At 73.6% G+C, this 17,707-nt stretch carries 18 protein-coding genes; 13 read left to right on the top strand and 5 right to left on the bottom strand.

What is annotated here, in order from left to right; genetic code table 11:
- Positions 1 to 615, bottom strand: a 615-nt coding sequence (locus E1200_RS03255; RefSeq protein ID WP_131950265.1) for a TetR/AcrR family transcriptional regulator, incomplete at its 3' end; no start/stop codon positions are given.
- 140 nt (positions 616 to 755) lie between these two features.
- Between E1200_RS03255 and E1200_RS03260 the strand changes: the two genes are divergently transcribed.
- The 6 genes from E1200_RS03260 to E1200_RS03285 all read left to right on the top strand — a co-directional run bounded on the left by E1200_RS03260 (position 756) and on the right by E1200_RS03285 (position 6,686).
- Positions 756 to 1,967: a YncE family protein gene (locus E1200_RS03260; protein WP_131950266.1), complete on the top strand. Its 1,212-nt coding sequence runs from the start codon at positions 756 to 758 to the stop codon at positions 1,965 to 1,967.
- Between the two features lie 144 nt (positions 1,968 to 2,111).
- Positions 2,112 to 3,188 carry an aromatic acid exporter family protein gene (locus E1200_RS03265; RefSeq protein ID WP_131950267.1) on the top strand — a complete coding sequence of 359 codons (1,077 nt, stop codon included), beginning with the start codon at positions 2,112 to 2,114 and terminating at the stop codon, positions 3,186 to 3,188.
- Positions 3,189 to 3,239: 51 nt separating this feature from the next.
- A complete protein-coding gene (locus tag E1200_RS03270) occupies positions 3,240 to 3,980 on the top strand; it encodes a PIG-L deacetylase family protein (RefSeq protein WP_131950268.1) in 741 nt (246 codons plus the stop codon).
- On the top strand, positions 3,977 to 4,693 hold the full coding sequence (locus tag E1200_RS03275) for a 4-carboxy-4-hydroxy-2-oxoadipate aldolase/oxaloacetate decarboxylase (protein WP_131950269.1): 717 nt from the start codon (positions 3,977 to 3,979) through the stop codon (positions 4,691 to 4,693). The genes E1200_RS03270 and E1200_RS03275 overlap by 4 nt, the downstream gene beginning before the upstream one ends.
- Complete coding sequence (locus E1200_RS03280) at positions 4,690 to 5,742, top strand: 4-oxalomesaconate tautomerase (RefSeq protein ID WP_243708315.1); 1,053 nt, start codon at positions 4,690 to 4,692, stop codon at positions 5,740 to 5,742. Before E1200_RS03275 ends, E1200_RS03280 begins: the two co-directional genes overlap by 4 nt.
- Positions 5,739 to 6,686, top strand: coding sequence for a catechol 2,3-dioxygenase (locus tag E1200_RS03285; protein ID WP_131950270.1), 948 nt, complete (start codon positions 5,739 to 5,741; stop codon positions 6,684 to 6,686). The genes E1200_RS03280 and E1200_RS03285 overlap by 4 nt, the downstream gene beginning before the upstream one ends.
- A gap of 59 nt (positions 6,687 to 6,745) precedes the next feature.
- Here E1200_RS03285 and E1200_RS03290 read toward each other — a convergent pair whose 3' ends face one another.
- Positions 6,746 to 7,507, bottom strand: coding sequence for a DUF1932 domain-containing protein (locus E1200_RS03290; RefSeq protein ID WP_131950271.1), 762 nt, complete (start codon positions 7,505 to 7,507; stop codon positions 6,746 to 6,748).
- 77 nt (positions 7,508 to 7,584) lie between these two features.
- Here E1200_RS03290 and E1200_RS03295 point away from each other — a divergent pair, with 77 nt between their 5' ends.
- Positions 7,585 to 8,223, top strand: coding sequence for a GntR family transcriptional regulator (locus tag E1200_RS03295; RefSeq protein ID WP_207933129.1), 639 nt, complete (start codon positions 7,585 to 7,587; stop codon positions 8,221 to 8,223).
- Between the two features lie 65 nt (positions 8,224 to 8,288).
- Here E1200_RS03295 and E1200_RS03300 read toward each other — a convergent pair whose 3' ends face one another.
- On the bottom strand, positions 8,289 to 9,212 hold the full coding sequence (locus tag E1200_RS03300) for a LysR family transcriptional regulator (protein WP_131950272.1): 924 nt from the start codon (positions 9,210 to 9,212) through the stop codon (positions 8,289 to 8,291).
- 113 nt (positions 9,213 to 9,325) lie between these two features.
- Between E1200_RS03300 and E1200_RS03305 the strand changes: the two genes are divergently transcribed.
- From E1200_RS03305 to E1200_RS03330, 6 genes are all read left to right on the top strand, one after another.
- Positions 9,326 to 10,192 carry a xanthine dehydrogenase family protein subunit M gene (locus E1200_RS03305; protein WP_131950273.1) on the top strand — a complete coding sequence of 289 codons (867 nt, stop codon included), beginning with the start codon at positions 9,326 to 9,328 and terminating at the stop codon, positions 10,190 to 10,192.
- Positions 10,189 to 10,674, top strand: coding sequence for a (2Fe-2S)-binding protein (locus tag E1200_RS03310; RefSeq protein ID WP_131950274.1), 486 nt, complete (start codon positions 10,189 to 10,191; stop codon positions 10,672 to 10,674). The genes E1200_RS03305 and E1200_RS03310 overlap by 4 nt, the downstream gene beginning before the upstream one ends.
- The gene (locus E1200_RS03315) at positions 10,671 to 13,106 is read left to right on the top strand and encodes an aerobic carbon-monoxide dehydrogenase large subunit (protein WP_131950275.1); all 2,436 of its coding nucleotides are present in this window, start codon (positions 10,671 to 10,673) and stop codon (positions 13,104 to 13,106) included. The genes E1200_RS03310 and E1200_RS03315 overlap by 4 nt, the downstream gene beginning before the upstream one ends.
- A 16-nt stretch (positions 13,107 to 13,122) precedes the next feature.
- Positions 13,123 to 13,869: an XdhC family protein gene (locus E1200_RS03320; protein WP_131950276.1), complete on the top strand. Its 747-nt coding sequence runs from the start codon at positions 13,123 to 13,125 to the stop codon at positions 13,867 to 13,869.
- Positions 13,870 to 13,939: 70 nt separating this feature from the next.
- Positions 13,940 to 15,283: a biotin carboxylase N-terminal domain-containing protein gene (locus tag E1200_RS03325; protein ID WP_131950277.1), complete on the top strand. Its 1,344-nt coding sequence runs from the start codon at positions 13,940 to 13,942 to the stop codon at positions 15,281 to 15,283.
- Positions 15,280 to 15,471: a hypothetical protein gene (locus tag E1200_RS03330; RefSeq protein ID WP_131950278.1), complete on the top strand. Its 192-nt coding sequence runs from the start codon at positions 15,280 to 15,282 to the stop codon at positions 15,469 to 15,471. Before E1200_RS03325 ends, E1200_RS03330 begins: the two co-directional genes overlap by 4 nt.
- Here E1200_RS03330 and E1200_RS03335 read toward each other — a convergent pair.
- Positions 15,468 to 15,965: a GNAT family N-acetyltransferase gene (locus E1200_RS03335; RefSeq protein WP_131950279.1), complete on the bottom strand. Its 498-nt coding sequence runs from the start codon at positions 15,963 to 15,965 to the stop codon at positions 15,468 to 15,470. The two genes, E1200_RS03330 and E1200_RS03335, sit on opposite strands and share 4 nt — an antisense overlap.
- Positions 15,958 to 17,631 (bottom strand): acetolactate synthase, encoded by a 1,674-nt coding sequence (locus E1200_RS03340; RefSeq protein ID WP_131950280.1) that lies wholly within the window; start codon positions 17,629 to 17,631, stop codon positions 15,958 to 15,960. Before E1200_RS03340 ends, E1200_RS03335 begins: the two co-directional genes overlap by 8 nt.
- Positions 17,632 to 17,707: the final 76 nt, after the last annotated feature.

Consider the following 17,707-nt stretch of genomic DNA (forward strand, 5'->3'; position numbering starts at 1 on the left):
GAGCAGGGTCAGTTCCTCGATGAGGTCGTCGAGGCCGGCGTCCACCCAGCCGGCGTCCCAGTCGTGCAGGAGGCCGGTGATGCTGCCGGTGAAGGCGGCGGCGGCGATGCGGTAGTCGCGGTCGGCGATCTCGCCGCGTGCGGCGGCGGCGGCCGCCTCGGCGCAGATGAAGTCGAGCCAGCGGGCGCGGCGGGCGAGGCGCTGCCGCTCGATCCGGGGGCCGGCGCCGACGACCTCGACGAACGCGATGCGGATGCGGGCGCGGTCGGCGGTGATGCTGGCGGCGTAGGCGCGGAAGAGGTGGGCGGTGCGCTCGGCGAGGGGGCGGCCCTCCACCTCCGGCAGGGCGGCGAGGACGGCGCGCTCGGCGGTGTCGTTGACCTCCAGGTGGAGTTCGGCGAGGAGGTCTTCGAGGCCGGCGAACTCCTCGTAGAACTGGCGGGTGGACAGCCCGGCCGCCTCGCTGAGGGCCGCGACGGTGGTGCCGCGGTAGCCGGGGCCGCGGCCGAAAAGCTCCAGGCCCGCGTCGAGAAGTCTGCGGCGGCGCTCGGCGCGCCGCTCGGCGGCCGATCTGCCGCCGTACCTGCCGGTCGGCGTCGCGCGCCTGCCTGCCACTGCCACTCCCTCCGCGTCCCCGTCCGCATTTTGCCGTGAATGGGTCTTGTGGTGGGCGGGGTGTTGGCTTACCGTCCAGTAGCCAAGTCGGAATACGGCCGTTTTCAGACTGGAGACAACCCCCCACCCAGGAGTCACCCATGCCCTCCCTCAGTCTCCGGAGACCGACCGCGCTGCTCGTGTGCGCCCTGCTGGCGGTGGTGACGGCGCTCGCCGGCGCCGGGCCCCGGGCGGAGGCGGTGCAGCTGCGGGACGTGATGGCCGTCGGCAACGGCCAGGGCGGCACCGTCAGCTTCATCGACACCGCCACCTACGAGAACCTCGGCTCCCTCAACCTCGTTCCCGACCTGCAGGAACGCATCAACGCGATGAACCCGGTCGAGCGCGTCGGGTACGAGGTCGTCAACAACATCCAGGGCTACCGCAAGCTGGTGGACGACATCGCGGTGTCCCCGGACGGCACCACCATCTACGTGTCGCGGGGCGCGCTGTCGGACGCCGTCGCGTTCGACATCGCGAGCAAGCGGATGCTGTGGCGGCGCAAGACCGAGGGCTTCAAGGCCGACCACGCCGCGCTCTCCCCGGACGGGACGCGGTTCGTCGTCAGCGCCACCACGGCGAGCAAGTCCGAGGTCATCGACACCGCGACCGGGCGGCTGGTGACGACGTTCGCCACCGGCACCTACCCGCACGCCAACGACTACTCGCCCGACGGGACGATCCTCTACAACTCCAGCATCGGCATCACCTCGCTGCCGAAGCTCCTCAACGGGCTGAAGGGGTCGCGGTCGGTCACCGCCGTGGACGCGAACACGTACCGGCACCTGCGCACGTACGAGTTCGAGTACGGCATCCGCCCCGCGGTCTTCACGCGCGACAACAAGACGATGTACGCGCAGCTGTCCTACCTGAACGGGTTCGTCGAGTACGACCTGGCCGCCGGGAAGATCACCCGGACGGTGGAGATGCCGTTCAGCGAGCGGGGCGCGGCGATGAAGCCCGACGACTACCCGCAGAACTCCGCGCACCACGGCATGGCCATGAACGCGGACGAGAGCAAGCTGTGCATGGCGGGGACGATCGACGACTACGTCTCCATCGTGTCGCGGCCGGGCCTGACCACGGACGGGACCGTCCACTACGAGCCGGGTGCGCTGCCGTACTGGACGCAGACCTCCCCGAACGGGCACGACTGCTACGTGTCGCTGTCGGAGAAGAACCAGATCTCGGTGATCGACTACCGGACGGCCCGCGAGGTCGCCCGGATCGACGTCGGCCACTACCCGCAGCGGGAGCGGGGCGCGAAGCTCACCGCGGAGGCCGTCGCCTCGCTGGACCCGTCCAACGGCTGACCCTCCTCCGGCCACCGCGAGCCCCGGCCACCGCGAGCCCCCCGGTCCGGCGGGCTCGCGGTGGCCTTCGCGTGCCCGGGGATTCGGCGCGCGGTTCGCGGGAACCGTCCTGCGGTGCGATTCGGGGATCTTCGACGTCATCTGATGCCCTTCGCCGGCCGGCGGTACTGGGAGGAGCACACCAAGCTGACGGTGAAGGCCGTCGTCGCGGCCGTCGTGGCGTGGCTGACCGCCAAGCACCTGGTGGGTCATCCCGACCCGTACTTCGCGCCGCTGGCCGCGCTGCTGGGCGTCTATCCGACGGTCGTGCGGTCGGTCCAGGAGAGCCTCCGGTACGGCGCGAAGTTCGTGCTCGGCGCGGCGCTCGCGATTCCGGTCGGGCTGCTGATCGGGCCGACGACGCTCGGGATCGCCGTGGTCCTCCTCGTCTCGATGATGGTCGCGGGCTGGCGCAGGCTCGGCGACCAGTCGTCCCAGGCCGCGTTCACCGCCCTGTTCGCGCTGCTGTTCGGCGGCCACCAGGTCGTCGCCTACGTCCTGCCGCGCCTCGGCGACGTCGCGCTCGGCCTCCTGGTCGGCCTGGTGGTGAACGCCACGGTCTTCCCCCCGCTGTACCTGCGGCGGGGCGAGGACGCCGTCGGGGAGATGCGCGACGCGCTCGCCGACGCGATCGACGCGCTCGCCGAGGACGTCGTCGACCCCCTCGAATGGGACCCGGTGTGGGAGCAGCGCGAGTCGCGGCTGGTGAACGTCCACGGGCAGGCGCGGTACGCGGTCGAGCAGGGCGAGTCCAGCATGCTCGCCAACCCGCGGGCGCGGTGGTGGGGCTACCCGGTGCGGCGGCGGGACGTCCCGGACAAGTGGGCGGCGGCCCGCCGGCTCAACTCGCTTGAGAACGTCATGTCGTACACGCGCTCGATCGCCGCGACGCTGCGTCTGACCATGGGCGGGGACGAGGGCGGCGAGGGGGACGGCCTGCCCGCCGACACGGCGTTCCGGCACGGCTACTCGGCCCTCCTGCAGAAGCTCGCCGATCTCGTGCGGAACCTGTCCGACCCGCTGGACGAGGACAGGTTCGCCGAGGCCGAGCGGATGCAGGAGGAGCTGGAGCGGCCCCACCTCGCCCCGGGGACGGACGTCGCGGGCCTGCTGGACCCGGTGAAGGAGATGCTGCGGCTCAGCCGCCTCCTGCTCGACCAGGTCGGCGCCGCCCGGCGCTAGTGTCTCCAGGATTGTTGACAATTTGGGTTACAAGGATCAGAGTGTGATGCCATGACCGATACCGCCACGTCCAGCCCCCTGCTCGTGATCAGTGCGCACGCCGGTGACTTCGTGTGGCGCGCCGCGGGCGCCATCGCCCTGGCAGCCGAGCGCGGCGACCGCGCGAAGGTGGTCTGCCTGAGCTACGGCGAGCGCGGCGAGTCCGCGAAGGCGTGGCGCGCCGGGAAGGGCCTGGCGGAGATCAAGGAGATCCGCCGGGGCGAGGCGGAGGCCGCGGCGGCGGAGCTCGGCGCGGAGATCGAGTTCCTCGACGCCGGGGACTACCCGCTGATCGAGTCGCCGGAGCTGGTGGACCGGCTCGTCCGCGTGTACCGCGAGGTCGAGCCCGCGGTGGTGCTCACCCACCCCCTCGCCGACCCCTACAACGGTGACCACCCGGCGGCGGCGCGGATGGCGCTGCAGGCGCGGGTGCTCGCGCAGGCCATCGGGTACGACGCGCCCGGTGAGCCGCTCGGCGCGCCCCCGGTGTTCTTCTTCGAGCCGCACCAGCCGGAGCAGTGCGACTTCAAGCCGAACGTGCTGCTCGACATCACCCCCGTCTTCGAGCGCAAGCGGCGGGCCATGGAGTGCCTGCCCGCGCAGCAGCACATGTGGGACTACTACACCGACCTCGCCAAGCGCCGGGGCGTGCAGCTCAAGCGGAACGCGGGCCCGAACCTGGGGCTGCCGCACGACACGATGGCCGAGGCGTACGTCCGTCTGTACCCGCAGACCACGGGGGTCCTGGCGTGAGGACGGTCGTCGTCACGAACCCGCCGCGCGCCGACGCCGCGGCGGTGGACGCGCTCGCCGGGTTCGGGGTAGCGACCGTCCACGAGGCGATGGGGCGGACCGGGTACCTCGGGCCGTCGATCCGCCCCGTGCACCTCGGGTCCCGCATCGGCGGGACGGCGGTGACCGTGCTGTCGTGGCCGGGCGACAACCTGATGATCCACGTCGCGGTCGAGCAGTGCCGGCCCGGCGACGTGCTGGTGGTGACGACCACGTCGCCGTCCACCGACGGGATGTTCGGCGAGCTGTTCGCGACCGCGCTCATGCACAGGGGCGTGCGCGGTCTCGTCATCGACGCCGGTGTCCGGGACGTGGCGGAGCTGCACGCGATGGGCTTCCCGGTGTGGTCGGCGGCGGTGAGCGCGCAGGGCACGGTGAAGGCGACGCCCGGCGCGGTGAACGTGCCGGTGACGATCGGCGGGCAGGTCGTCCGGCCCGGCGACGCGGTCCTCGCCGACGACGACGGGGTGCTGTGCGTCCCGCGCCGCGAGGCCGCGGACGCGGTCGCCGCCGCACGGGCCCGGGAGGAGAAGGAGCAGGCGACGCGCGAGGCGTTCCGGCGCGGCGAACTGGGCCTCGACCGGTACGGGCTGCGCGACCGGCTGCCCGGGATGGGCATCGAGTACGTCGAGTACGCCCAGTACGCCGAGTACGCCGAAACCGAGGAGCGGTGAGCGCCGGGGTCCGCTGCATGCTGATGCGCGGCGGGACGTCCAAGGGCGCCTACTTCCTGGCGGCGGACCTGCCGGCCGGCCCGGCGGAGCGCGACGACCTGCTGCTGCGCGCCATGGGCACCCCCGACCCCCGGCAGATCGACGGGATCGGCGGCGCCCACCCGCTCACCAGCAAGGTCGCGGTGGTGTCCCGCGCGGCCGGCCCGGACGCCGACGTCGACTACCTGTTCCTGCAGCTCGGCGTGGCGGAGCCGACGGTGTCCGACCGGCAGAACTGCGGGAACCTGCTCGCCGGGGTCGGGCCGTTCGCCGTCGAGCGCGGGCTGGTCGCGGCGGGCGCCGAGCGGACGAGCGTGCGCATCCGGATGGTGAACTCCGGCAGCATCGCGACCGCGACGTTCCCGACCCCCGGCGGTGCCGTCGACTACGACGGGGACACCGCGATCTCCGGGGTGCCCGGCACCGCCGCCCCGGTCGTCCTGGACTTCGCGGAGACGGAAGGGTCGTCCTGCGGCGCGCTGCTTCCCACCGGCCGTCTCCGCGATCTGATCGACGGCGTGGAGGTGACCTGCGTCGACAACGGGATGCCGGTGGTCGTCGCCGCCGCGGCCGACCTCGGCGCCACCGGCTACGAGAGCCCCGACGAGCTGGCCGCGCTGGGCGACCGCGTCCAGGAGCTGCGGCTCCGGGCCGGGGAGCTGATGGGGCTCGGCGACGTCACCGCGGCGTCGGTGCCGAAGACCACCCTCGTCGCGCCGCCCCGCGCCGGCGGGACGGTCTGCACCCGCACGTTCATCCCGGTGCGGGTGCACACCTCGATCGGGGTGCTCGGCGCCGTCAGCGTCGCCACCGCCGTGCTGCTCGACGGCGCGGTCGGCCACGACCTCGCCGACCTCCCGCCGCCGGGCGCGCCCCTGAGCATCGAGCACCCCACCGGGCGCCTGGACGTCGAGGTGGAGCTGGACGGCACGGCCGTCCGGCGCGCCGGCGTCGTCCGGACGGCCCGCAGGCTTTTCGACGGAACAGTCTTCCCCCGGAGCAGACCATGACCATCAAGCACGAGATCGCGCACGTCGGCCACGTCGAGCTGCTGACGCCCGAGCCGGAGAAGAGCCTGTGGTTCTTCACCCGCGTCATGGGCCTGACCGAGAACGGCACCGACGGCGACTCGGTGTACCTGCGCACGTGGGACGACTACGAGCACCACACGCTGAAGCTCACCGCGCACAGCACGTCCGGCATCCGGCGGACCGGGCTGCGCACGTCGTCGCGGGAGGCGCTCGACCGGCGCGTCAAGGCGATCGAGGACGCGGGCCTCGGCATCGGCTGGCGCGACGGCGACCCCGGCATCGGCCCGACGTACGTGTTCCGCGACCCGGACGGCCACGAGCTGGAGATCTACTGGGAGTCGGAGTGGTACGAGGCGCCGCCGGAGCTGGCGCCGTCGCTGAAGAACCAGGCGCAGGCGTACCCGGCGATGGGCGTGTGCGTCCGCCGCCTCGACCACGTCAACTTCCTGGCCGCCGAGGTCGAGCCGAGCACCGAGTTCCTGCGGGACGTGCTGGGCGGCCACCCCACCGAGCAGATCCGACTGAATGACGGCACGATCGCCGGACGCTGGGTCACGTTCACCAACAAGTCCTACGACCTCGTCTACACGCGCGACAGGACCGGCAGCCACGGCCGCCTGCACCACATCGCGTTCGCGACCGACACCCGCGAGGACATCCTCCGCGCCGCCGACATCTTCCTCGACAACGGCGTCTTCATCGAGACGGGCCCGCACAAGCACGCCATCCAGCAGACGTTCTTCCTCTACGTCTACGAGCCGGGCGGCAACCGCGTGGAGCTGTGCAACCCGGGTGCCCGCCTGGTGCTGGCCCCCGACTGGAAGACCATCACCTGGACGGAGGCGGAACGCGCGAAGGGCCAGGCGTGGGGCCTGCAGACCATCGAGTCCTTCCACACCCACGGCACACCCCCCGTCCCCTGACCGTTGACTTGCGGCGTGTTGTTGTTATGAAGCGCTCCATAACAACAACACGCCGCAAGTCAACGGGAGAGGCGCCGCAGGAGGTCGTGGGCGGCGGTGGCCATTGTGGGCGGGATGTCCAGATCGTCCAGCATGGCCGCGGCGGCCTCCATCTCGGCGGCCCGGCGGACGGCGTGCCGGTGGGTGCCGGTGACGAGGCGCTCCACGGTGGTGTGGTCGGCGGCCGTCAGCTCGGCCACGATGTTCTCCCGGAGCCAGTCCTCGCAGCCCGCCGCGCGGGCCGCCTCCAGCGCCTCGACGACCGACGCGGCGAGGCCCTTGAAGAAGACGCTGCGGAGCAGCTTGCGGCCCGCCGCCGTCCCGGCCTCGGCGTCCATCACCTCGACGGACGCGCCGAGCGGCCCGAGCAGGCGGCGGACGTCGGCGGCCCCGGCACCGCAGGCCAGCATCGGGGTGCGCAGGCCGCGCCTCGGGACCGGCGCCATGATCGCGACATCGGCGAACCGGACCTCGGCCGCCGTCGCGGCGGCATCGAGTTCGCGCTTCAAACCCGGCGACGCGGTGTTCAGGTCGGCCCAGACGGCCCCGGGACCGGCCGCGCCGATGCCCGCCTTCAGCGCCGCGACGGCGTCGTGCGCGCTGTTGACGCTCAGCACCAGCTCGGCCCCGGCGACGGCCTCGGCCTCGCTCCCGGCAGGCACCATCCCCTCCGGCGCCGGCACCGCCGGGTCGTAGCCCCGCACCACCGCCCCGGCCGCGACGAGATCGCCGCCGATCGCCTCGCCCGCCTCGCCGAGACCCAGCACCGCGATGGTCGGCATCGTCCGCCCCCCTCGAAATCACCCGTGCTGGGATACCTTAGATCAGCGACAAAATTGGCGACAATCTCGGAGCGGCTGTGGGCGATGTGGCGGCGGGGATCCGCGAGGCGATCCTCAGCGGCGAGTTCGTGCCGAACCAGCGGCTGATCGAGGCCGACCTGTCCGAGCAGTTCGGCGCCGGCCGCGCCGCCGTCCGCGCGGCGCTGCTCGCGCTGGCCAACGAGGGGCTGATCGAGCGCGTCCAGAACCGCGGCGCCCGCGTCCGCGCGGTCTCCCTCGCCGAGGCCGTGGAGATCACCGAGGTCCGCATGGTCGTCGAGGGCCTGTGCGCCGCGAAGGCCGCCGAGCGGGCCACCGACGCCGACATCACCGCCCTCCGCGCCATCGGCGCCGACATGCGCGCCGCCGTCGCGGCCGGCGACGTGCTCGGCTACTCGCGGCTGAACGAGCGGCTGCACGGCCGCATCCGCGAGATCAGCGGCCAGCGGACGGCCGCCGGGGTCCTGGAGCGGCTGCGCGCCCAGAACGTCCGCCACCAGTTCCGCCTCGCCATGCACCCGGGCCGCCCGCAAGAGTCCCTGCCCCAGCACCTAGACATCATCGAAGCGATCGTCGCCCGCGACGCCCACGCCGCCGAACAGGCCGCCCGAGCACACCTGCGCAGCGTCATCGACACCCTCACCCAGATCGACCGCCACCGCACCGAAACTCGTTGACTTGCGGCGTGTCGCCCTTATGGAGCGCTCCATAAGGGCGACACGCCGCAAGTCGACGCGCCCGGTCAGCTCCAGATGGTCACGTAGACCGGGGGGCGGAAGCGGGACGGGGGGACGCCCGAGCCGGGGGCCCGCATGATGTGCAGGGCGTCGGCGGTGGCGAGGAAGCGGCGGAACGCGCCCGCCAGGGGCGGGCGGCGGTCCGGAGCCAGGGTCGTGGCGTGCCAGCGGATCTCCACGGGGGTCGCGGGGGTCGCGATGACGCGCAGTTCGCCGCGCTGGACGCGGGGCGCGACCAGGTGCGCGAGCGCGACGGCGAGGCCGTCGCCGTCGGCGGCGGCCGCCCACGCGGCCGTCTGGTTCGGGTAGACGCGGATCCGGTCCTCGGGCACCTTCAGGCGGCGCAGCAGCCGGGACGTCTCGCTGCCCGGGTCGGTGCCGGACGGGTCCACCAGCCAGCGCGGCCGCGGCGCGGCGCGGACGCCGACGGCGACGAGGCTCGCGCGGAACACCGGCTCGCTGACGAGGCCCGGGTCGTCGGCGAGGTGCGGGCCGAGCGCCACGTCCGCGAGGCGGTTGTGCAGCAGGACCGGCATCTCCTTCCCGGCCACCACGCCCGCGCTGCCCTCGACCTCGTGGGGGGAGCGGGCGGTGAACGCGTCCAGGAGAGGTGTCGCGACGAACTCGGCGAGCGCGGGGACGGCGGCGACCCGCAGCGCCTCCGGGGCGCCGCGGGCGGCCCGGACGGCGCCCTCGGCCTCCGCGCCGAGCACCACCATCTGCGACGCGATCGGCAGCAGGCGGGCGCCGCCCTCGGTCAGCGCCATGCCTCCGCGGCCGTGCACGAGGAGCGGGTCGTCCAGGTGCCGGCGCAGCGCGGCGAGGGCCTGCGACACCGCGGGCTCGCTCACGTTCAGCGCCCGCGCCGCCTCCTTCACCGAGCCGAGCCGGGCGACGAGGACGAAGGCGCCGAGCTGCGTGAGGGTCATACCGCCCAGTCTCGCCCGCGGGGCGCCGCCCGTTAACCCTTCGCTTATCCGGGTGTTGGCGCAGCGTACGGCGGGAGTGAGAATTCGGTCACATCCCACTCCGAGGGGGCGTCGTGCAAGTACCGGCCAACTTCGAGTACGCGAAGGCGACCACCGTCGAGGAGACCCTCGCGCTGCTCGCGCGCCACGGCGACGAGGCGCGGGTGGTGGCGGGCGGCCACAGCCTGCTGCCCATGATGAAGCTGCGGCTGGCGCAGCCCGAGGCGCTCATCGACATCAACGGCGTGACCGAGCTGTCCCGCATCCGGATCGAGGGCGGCATGCTGTGCGTGGGCGCGCTCGTCCGGCACGCGGAGCTGCTCGACTCGCCGGTCGCGGGCGAGCACTTCCCGATCCTGCACGACGCCGAGCGGGTGATCGCCGACCCGGTGGTCCGCAACCGCGGCACGGTCGGCGGCTCGCTGTGCCAGGCCGACCCGTCGGAGGACCTGTCGGCGGCGTTCGGCGCGCTGAAGGCGTCCGCGGTGATCCGCGGGCCGGACGGCGAGCGGACCGTCTCCCTCCGCGAGTTCCACACCGGCCCCTACGAGACGGTCGTGGAGCCGGGCGAGCTGCTCATCGAGCTGCGCGTGCCGATCAGGCCGGGCGGGTCGAGCGCCTACGAGAAGGTCGAGCGGCGGGTGGGGGACTGGCCGCTCGCCGCCGCCGGCGCCGCCCTCTGGCTGGACGGCGGCCGGATCACCGACGCCGGCATCGGCCTCACCGCCGTACGGGCCGAGCACTTCGTCGCCCCCGAGGCGGAGGACGTGCTGCGCGGGGCCGTCCCGTCCGAGGAGCTGTTCGCCGAGGCCGGGCGGGTCGCCGCCGAGCACTGCGACCCCGGCTCCGACCAGCGGGGACCGGCCGACTACAAGCGGCACCTGGCCGGAGAGCTGACCACACGCGCGCTGCGCCGCGCCTACGGAAGGTCGCAGGCATGAACATCACCGTGACGGTCAACGGGCAGCCCTACACGCGCGACGTGGAGCCGCGCCTGCTGCTCGTCCACTTCCTCCGCGACGACCTGGACCTCACCGGGACGCACTGGGGGTGCGACACGTCCAACTGCGGGGCCTGCGTCGTCTCGCTGGACGACGTGCCGGTGAAGTCGTGCACGGTCCTGGCGGTGATGGCGTCCGGCAGGGAGGTCCGCACCGTGGAGGGCCTGGAGCGGGACGGCGAGCTCGACCCGGTCCAGAAGGGCTTCACCGAGTGCCACGGCCTCCAGTGCGGGTTCTGCACCCCCGGGATGATGATGACGTCGCGGTGGCTGCTCGACCGCGACCCCGACCCGAGCGAGGCGGACATCCGCGAGGCGCTGTCGGGGCAGATCTGCCGGTGCACCGGCTACGAGAACATCGTCCGGTCCGTCCGCTGGGCCGCCGAGCACCCCGCCGAGAAGCCCGAGGAAGTGACCCCATGAGCGGCAACGGTCAGCACCAGAACGGGCAGCACCAACACGGGCAGCACCACAGCGGGCACAACGGGCAGAACGGGCACCACGGGTTCGGGCGGGTGCCGCGCAAGGAGGACGCGCGCTTCATCCGCGGCCAGGGCAACTACGTGGACGACATCAAGCTGCCGGGGATGCTGTACGGGGCGATCCTGCGCAGCCCCCACGCCCACGCGAGGCTCCTGTCGGTCGACACCACGGCCGCAGAGGCGCACCCGCAGGTCAGGGCGGTCATCACCGGGGAGACCCTCGCGGGCCTGAACCTCGCGTGGATGCCGACGCTCTCCAACGACGTCCAGGCCGTCCTCGCAACCGACAAGGTGCGGTACCAGGGGCAGGAGGTCGCGTTCGTCGTCGCGGAGACCCACTACGCCGCACGGGACGCGCTGGAGCTCATCGACGTCGACTACGAGGCGCTGCCCCCGGTCATCGACGCCCGCACCGCGCTGGACGACGGCGCCCCCCTCATCCGCGACGACGTGGAGGGACGCACCGACAACCGCATCTTCGACTGGGAGGCCGGGGACGCCGCGCAGACCGACCGGGTCTTCGACGACGCCGAGGTCGTCATCGCGCAGGACATGCTCTACCCGCGGGTGCATCCCGCCCCGCTGGAGACCTGCGGGATCGTCGCCGACATGGACAAGGTGACCGGCAAGCTCACCGTCCACACCACCACCCAGGCGCCGCACGCGCACCGCACCGTGTACGCGCTGGTCGCGGGCCTGCCCGAGCACAGGATCCGGGTGATCTCGCCCGACATCGGCGGCGGCTTCGGCAACAAGGTCGGCATCTACCCCGGCTACGTCTGCGCGATCGTCGGCTCGATCGTCACCGGCCGCCCGGTCAAGTGGATGGAGGACCGGTCGGAGAACCTGATGACCACGTCCTTCGCCCGCGACTACCACATGCGGGGGGAGATCGCCGCGACCCGCGACGGCCGCATCCGCGGGCTGCGGGTGACGGTCCTCGCCGACCACGGCGCGTTCAACGGCACCGCGCAGCCGACGAAGTTCCCCGCCGGGTTCTTCCACGTGTTCACCGGCTCGTACGACATCGAGGCCGCGCACTGCGCCGTCACCGGCGTCTACACCAACAAGGCGCCCGGCGGCGTCGCCTACGCCTGCTCGTTCCGCATCACCGAGGCCGCCTACCTGGTCGAGCGCATGATCGACCTGCTGGCCGCCGAGCTGGGCACCGACCCCGCCGAGCTGCGGCTGCGCAACCTGCTGCGCGCCGAGCAGTTCCCGTACTCGACGCCGACCGGCTGGGAGTACGACTCCGGCGACTACCACCGCACCCTGCGCACCGCCCTGGACATGGCCGGGTACGACCGGCTCCGCGCCGAGCAGGCCGACCGCCGGGAGAGGGGGGACGGCCCCCTCATGGGCATCGGCATCAGCTTCTTCACCGAGGCCGTCGGCGCCGGGCCGCGCAAGCACATGGACATCCTCGGGCTCGGCATGGCGGACGGCGCCGAACTCCGCGTCCACCCGACCGGCAAGGCGGTGCTGCGCATCTCGGTCCAGACGCAGGGGCAGGGCCACGAGACGACGTTCGCGCAGATCGTCGCGCACGAGCTCGGCATCCCGGTGGACGACGTGGACGTCGTCCACGGCGACACCGACCAGACGCCGTTCGGGCTCGGCACCTACGGATCGCGGTCCACGCCGGTGTCGGGCGCGGCCACGGCGGTCGTCGCGCGGAAGGTGCGCGAACGCGCCCGGATCGTCGCGGGCGCCATGCTGGAGGCCGACCCCGAGGACCTCGAATGGACGCCGGGACGCTGGATCGTCCGCGGCGACCCGTCGTCCGGCGCGACGCTGCAGGAGATCGCGATGGCCGCGCACGGCAGCCTCGAACTGCCGGACGGCGTCGAAGGCCACCTCGACGCGACCACCGTCTACAACCCGCCCAACCTCACCTATCCGTTCGGCGCCTACATCGCGGTCGTGGACGTCGACCCCGGCACCGGCAAGGTCACCGTCCGGCGGTTCATCGCGGTGGACGACTGCGGCGTCCGGATCAACCCGATGATCGTCGAAGGCCAGGTGCACGGCGGCCTCGCCGACGGGGTCGGGATGGCGCTCATGCAGGTCATGGCGTTCGACGAGGACGGCAACCACCTCGGCGCGTCGTTCATGGACTACCTGCTCCCGACGACGATGGAGTGCCCGTCGTGGGAGCTGGGGGAGACCGTCACCCCGTCGCCGCACCACCCGCTCGGCGCGAAGGGCGTCGGCGAATCCGCCACGGTCGGGTCGCCCGCCGCGATCGTCAACGCCGTCGTGGACGCGCTCCAGCCCTACGGCGTCCGGCACGCCGACATGCCGCTGACCCCGGCGAACGTCTGGCGCGTCATCCAGGGCCGCCCCTTCCGCACGGACCTGGCGATCCCGTGAACGACAGGACGGACTCGTGAACGACAGGACGCAGACGCTGCGCAGCCGCCGGACCCCCTACGTGCTGGCCACCGTCGTCCGCGCGGAGCGCCCGACGAGCGCGAAGACCGGCGACCGGGCGCTCGTGCTGCCCGACGGGACGATGGAGGGGTTCGTCGGCGGCGAGTGCGCCGAGTCGGCGGTGCGCGACCAGGCGCTCCGGCTGCTCGAATCCGGCGAGTCGACGCTGCTGCGCATCACCCCGGGCGCCGACGCGTCGCCGCTGGAGGGCCTCGTCACGGTGACCAACCCGTGCCTGTCCGGCGGGACGCTCGACGTGTTCCTCGAAACGGTCATCCCGCCCGCCCTCGTGACCGTGTACGGGGACGGGCCGGTCGCCCGCGCGCTGGTCGAGGTCGGGCGCGCCGCCGGGTTCGACGCGCGGCCGGCCGGGACCGCCGACCCGCCCGGCCCCGACGCCGCGGCCGTCGTCGTCGCCACGCACGGGCGGGACGAGGAGGCCCTCCTCACCGCGGCGCTGCGCGCGGGCGTCCCCTACATCGGGCTGATCGCCAGCCGCAAGCGCGGCGCGGCGGTCACCGCGTCCCTGGACGGCGGCGACCGGGTGAGCACCCCGGCGGGCCTGGACATCGGCGCCCGCACCGCCCCCGAGATCGCGCTGTCGGTGCTCGCGGAGATCATGTCTCGGCGCCCGGCTCCGGACCGGGCGCCGGCACGACCCGCGGCCGGACCGGCCGAAGGGGGCGGTCACTGCTGCGGCTGAGCGGGCGTCCCCGCTAGTCTTCGGGTGCGTCGGGGCGCCGGCCCCGCCGGTCCGCGAGGGGGGTGCGCAGGTGTTCGAGTCCGTGCTCGTCGCGAACCGCGGCGAGATCGCCGGCCGGATCATCCACACGGCGCGCGCGATGGGCGTCAAGGCGATCGCGGTGTACTCCGACGCCGACGCCGGCCTGCCGTTCGTGGCGGAGGCGGACGAGGCCGTCCTGATCGGTCCCGCCGACCCCGCCCGCAGCTACCTCAACGTCCCCGCGGTCCTGGAGGCCGCGCGCCGGACGAACGCGCAGGCCGTCCACCCGGGCTACGGGTTCCTCGCCGAGAGCGCCGCGTTCGCCCGCGCCGTCGGCGAGCACGGCCGCGTCTGGGTCGGGCCGCCGCCGCTCGTCATCGCCCGGATGAGCGACAAGATCAACGCGCGGAACCTGATGAAGGAGGCGGGCGTGCCGGTCGCGCCCGGCGTGTGGGAGCCCGTCCCGGACGCCGGCACGGCCGTCGAGGAGGCCGAGCGCATCGGCTACCCGGTGATGGTCAAGCCCGCCGCGGGCGCCGGCGGCGCCGGCATGGGCGCCGCCCGCGACGCGGCGGAGCTGCGCGCGGCGTTCGAGACGGCCCGCACCGCCGGGGCCCGCCTGTTCGGGCAGGACGACGTCCTCCTCGAACGCCTCGTGGACGGTGCCCGGCACGTCGAGGTGCAGATCGTCGGCTTCGGCGACGGCACCGTCGTGACGCTCGGCGACCGGGACTGCTCCGTCCAGCGCCGCTACCAGAAGGTCGTGGAGGAGGCCCCCTCGCCCGGCGTCGACCCGGCGCTGCGCGAGCGGATGCTGGCCGCGGCCGTCCGCGCCGGCGAGGCGGTCGGCTACCGCGGCGTGGGCACCGTCGAGTTCCTTCTGGACCCGGCGACGCAGGAGTTCTTCTTCCTGGAACTGAGCACCCGCCTCCAGGTGGAGCACGCCGTCACCGAGATGGTCACCGGCATCGACCTGGTCGAATGGCAGTTCCGCCTCGCCGCGGGCGACCCCGTCCCGGCGCCCGTCCCCGAGCCGCGCGGCCACGCCGTCGAGTTCCGCGTCTACGCCGAGGACCCGCAGAGCCTCCTCCCCGTGCCCGGCGAGATCAAGGTGTGGGAGGAGCCCGTCGGCGACGGCATCCGCATCGACGCCGGCTACGTCGAGGGCGACACGGTCACGCCCCACTACGCGATGCTGCTCGCCAAGCTGTGCGTCCACGGGGACGACCGCGCCCACGCGCTGGAGCGGGCCAGGGCCGCCCTGGACGCGTTCCGCATCGACGGGCTGCCGACCAACCTGCCCTTCCTGCGGGAACTGCTCGACCATCCTGAGTTCGCGGGCGGCGCCTACGACACCGGGCTCGTCGACCGGATGCGGGGCGCCCGCCGGTGAACGGCGTCCACTGCGACAGATGCGGCGAGCCGGCCGCCGGCGGCGACCACGCCGCGTGCCGCGAGGCCCGCCGGATGGAGCCGCCGCGCTACTGCCCGCAGTGCCGCCGCCGCCTGGTCGTCCAGGTCACCCCGCTGGGCTGGACGGCGCGCTGCTCCCGGCACGGCCCGCTGGAACCCGGTCCCTAGAACGCGAGAGCGTAGGTCAGCAGCGGCTTCATGCCGGGCACGGGGATCCAGTCGCGTCCGGGGGTGCGGACGAAGCCCAGCCGCTCGTACATGCGCTGCGCCGCGACCATGTTCGCCTGCGTCGACAGGACCAGCCCCGCCAGCCCGGACGCGCGGGCACGGTCGATGCACGCCCGCACCATCGCGGTGCCCGCGCCCTCGCCGCGCGCCTTCTCCCGGACGGCGAGCATGCGGAACTCGGCCTCGTCCGGCCCCGCGACCTCCGCGTACGGGCTGCCGGGGCCGCAGTAGGCGACCGCGCCGACGAGCTCGCCCGCGATCTCGGCCACGAGCAGATCGGACTTGGCGGCGCGGTCGGCGGCGTCCCGGAGCGTCACGACGTACGAGGACGTGGGCGACACCAGGCCGCCGTCCACGTAGACCTCCACGGTCAGGTCGCCGACCTGCCCGTACTCGTCGGGGCGGGCCAGGCGGACGACGACCGGCTCAGACACCGGTCGTCTTGCGGGGGTAGGAGATGCCAGGGTCGGTCGCGACGTTCACCAGGTACGGGACGCCCGAGTCGAACGCGCGGCGCAGTGCCGGCCCGATCTCGTCCGGGCGGGTGACGAGCTCCCCGGCGCCGCCGAGCGCCTTGACGACCTCGTCGTAGCGGCGGTGCGGCCCCAGCTCGGCGGCCACGTCGTAGCCGTACAGCATGCGCATCGGGTGCTTCTCCAGACCCCAGGAGCCGTTGTTGCCCACGACCATCACGACCGGCAGGCCGTGCCGCACCAGGGTATCGGCGTCCATCAGCGACAGCCCTGCGGCGCCGTCGCCGAGCAGCAGGACCACCTGCGCGGCGGGATGGGCGAGGCGCGCGGCGATCGCGTAGCCGAGCCCCGTGCCGAGGCACCCGTACGGGCCGGGGTCGAGCCACCGGCCGGGCCGCCGCGGCTCGACGTACTTGCCCGCGTAGGAGACGAAGTCGCCGCCGTCCCCGATCAGCACGGCGTCGTCGTCGAGGACCTTCGACAGCTCCCCGTAGATCCGCAGCGGATGGATCGGGTCGGCGCCGGACGCGAGCAGGTCGATGTCCCCGGCGATGGCCGCGTAGGTGGCGTCGCGCAGGGTCTCCCGCCAGTCCCCGTACGTCCCCGGCGCCACCCCCGCCTTCACGCAGGCGGCGGTGAGGTCGGTGAACAGCAGGGACAGGTCCCCGGCCGCGGAGCCCGCCGGGCGCAGGTGCGGCACGAGCTGCGAGGGCGCGTCCGCGAGGTGGACGACCTTCGCGGTCCCGTCGCCGAACGCGCCGTAGCCCAGCCGGAAGTCGAGCGGCGTGCCCGCGACGATGACGAGGTCGGCCTGCCCGAACGCGGCGCCCCTGGCGCGGGTGACGAGCAGCTCGTGCCCGGCGGGCAGGATGCCGCGCCCCTGCCCGTTGGCGACCACGGGCAGCCGCAGCTCCTCGGCGAACGCGCGGGCGGCCTCCTCGGCGCCGTCCATCCACACGTCCGAGCCGAGCACGAGGACGGGCCGCCGCGCCGCCTTCAGCAGCCCGGCGACGCGGGCGAGCCGCTCCGGGTCGGCGGGCCGCTCCGGCGGGTCGGGGAGCGCCCCGGTGCGGGCCGGCCCGGCGGGGCCGAACAGGTGGTCCATGTGGACGTCGAGGAACACCGGGCCGCGGTGCGGGGCGGCGGCGGTGGCGAAGGCGCGGGCGATGTCGGCGGCCAGCGTGTCCGGCCCGCCGGCGGTCATCGCCAGCTTGGTGACGGGTGCCAGCAGCGGCGGCTGGTCGAGCTCCTGGAGCGCGCCCGCGCCCCACCGGCCGAGCGGGGCGCGCCCGCCGAGCACGACGACCGGCGACCCGTTGAAATGCGCGGTCGTGACGCCGCTGATGCCGTTGGTGACGCCCGGACCGGCCGTCAGCACCGCCAGGCCCGTCCGGCGGGTGAGCCGCGCCGTGGCCTCCGCCGCGAACACGGCGGTCTGCTCGTGCCGGACGTCGAGGATGCGGGGGCACGCGTCCGTCCCGGGGACGGTGCCGGTCCGGCCGCCGGTCGCGCCGATCGCGCCGTCATAGAGCGGGAACACGTGTCCGCCGGACAGCGTGAACATCGTTTCGACGCCGTGCCTGCGGATCTCCGCGATCGCCGTGTCGCCACCGTGCCGAGCCGTCATGCACGCACCGTAACAAGCGCACGCTTGCTCGCCCAGTAGTAGTTAGGGGCTTGACGACGTACAAGCGGACGCTGTT

It is taken from the genome of Actinomadura sp. GC306 (assembly GCF_004348665.1).
GTDB lineage: Bacteria > Actinomycetota > Actinomycetes > Streptosporangiales > Streptosporangiaceae > Spirillospora.

Coding starts and splice junctions, on each gene's coding strand:
- E1200_RS03290 (WP_131950271.1), bottom strand. CDS start 7,507: ATGCCGACCATCGCGGTGCTGGGTCTCGGCGAGGCGGGCGAGGCGATC.
- E1200_RS03285 (WP_131950270.1), top strand. CDS start 5,739: ATGACCATCAAGCACGAGATCGCGCACGTCGGCCACGTCGAGCTGCTG.
- E1200_RS03260 (WP_131950266.1), top strand. CDS start 756: ATGCCCTCCCTCAGTCTCCGGAGACCGACCGCGCTGCTCGTGTGCGCC.
- E1200_RS03310 (WP_131950274.1), top strand. CDS start 10,189: ATGAACATCACCGTGACGGTCAACGGGCAGCCCTACACGCGCGACGTG.
- E1200_RS03265 (WP_131950267.1), top strand. CDS start 2,112: ATGCCCTTCGCCGGCCGGCGGTACTGGGAGGAGCACACCAAGCTGACG.
- E1200_RS03300 (WP_131950272.1), bottom strand. CDS start 9,212: ATGACCCTCACGCAGCTCGGCGCCTTCGTCCTCGTCGCCCGGCTCGGC.
- E1200_RS03270 (WP_131950268.1), top strand. CDS start 3,240: ATGACCGATACCGCCACGTCCAGCCCCCTGCTCGTGATCAGTGCGCAC.
- E1200_RS03340 (WP_131950280.1), bottom strand. CDS start 17,631: ATGACGGCTCGGCACGGTGGCGACACGGCGATCGCGGAGATCCGCAGG.
- E1200_RS03315 (WP_131950275.1), top strand. CDS start 10,671: ATGAGCGGCAACGGTCAGCACCAGAACGGGCAGCACCAACACGGGCAG.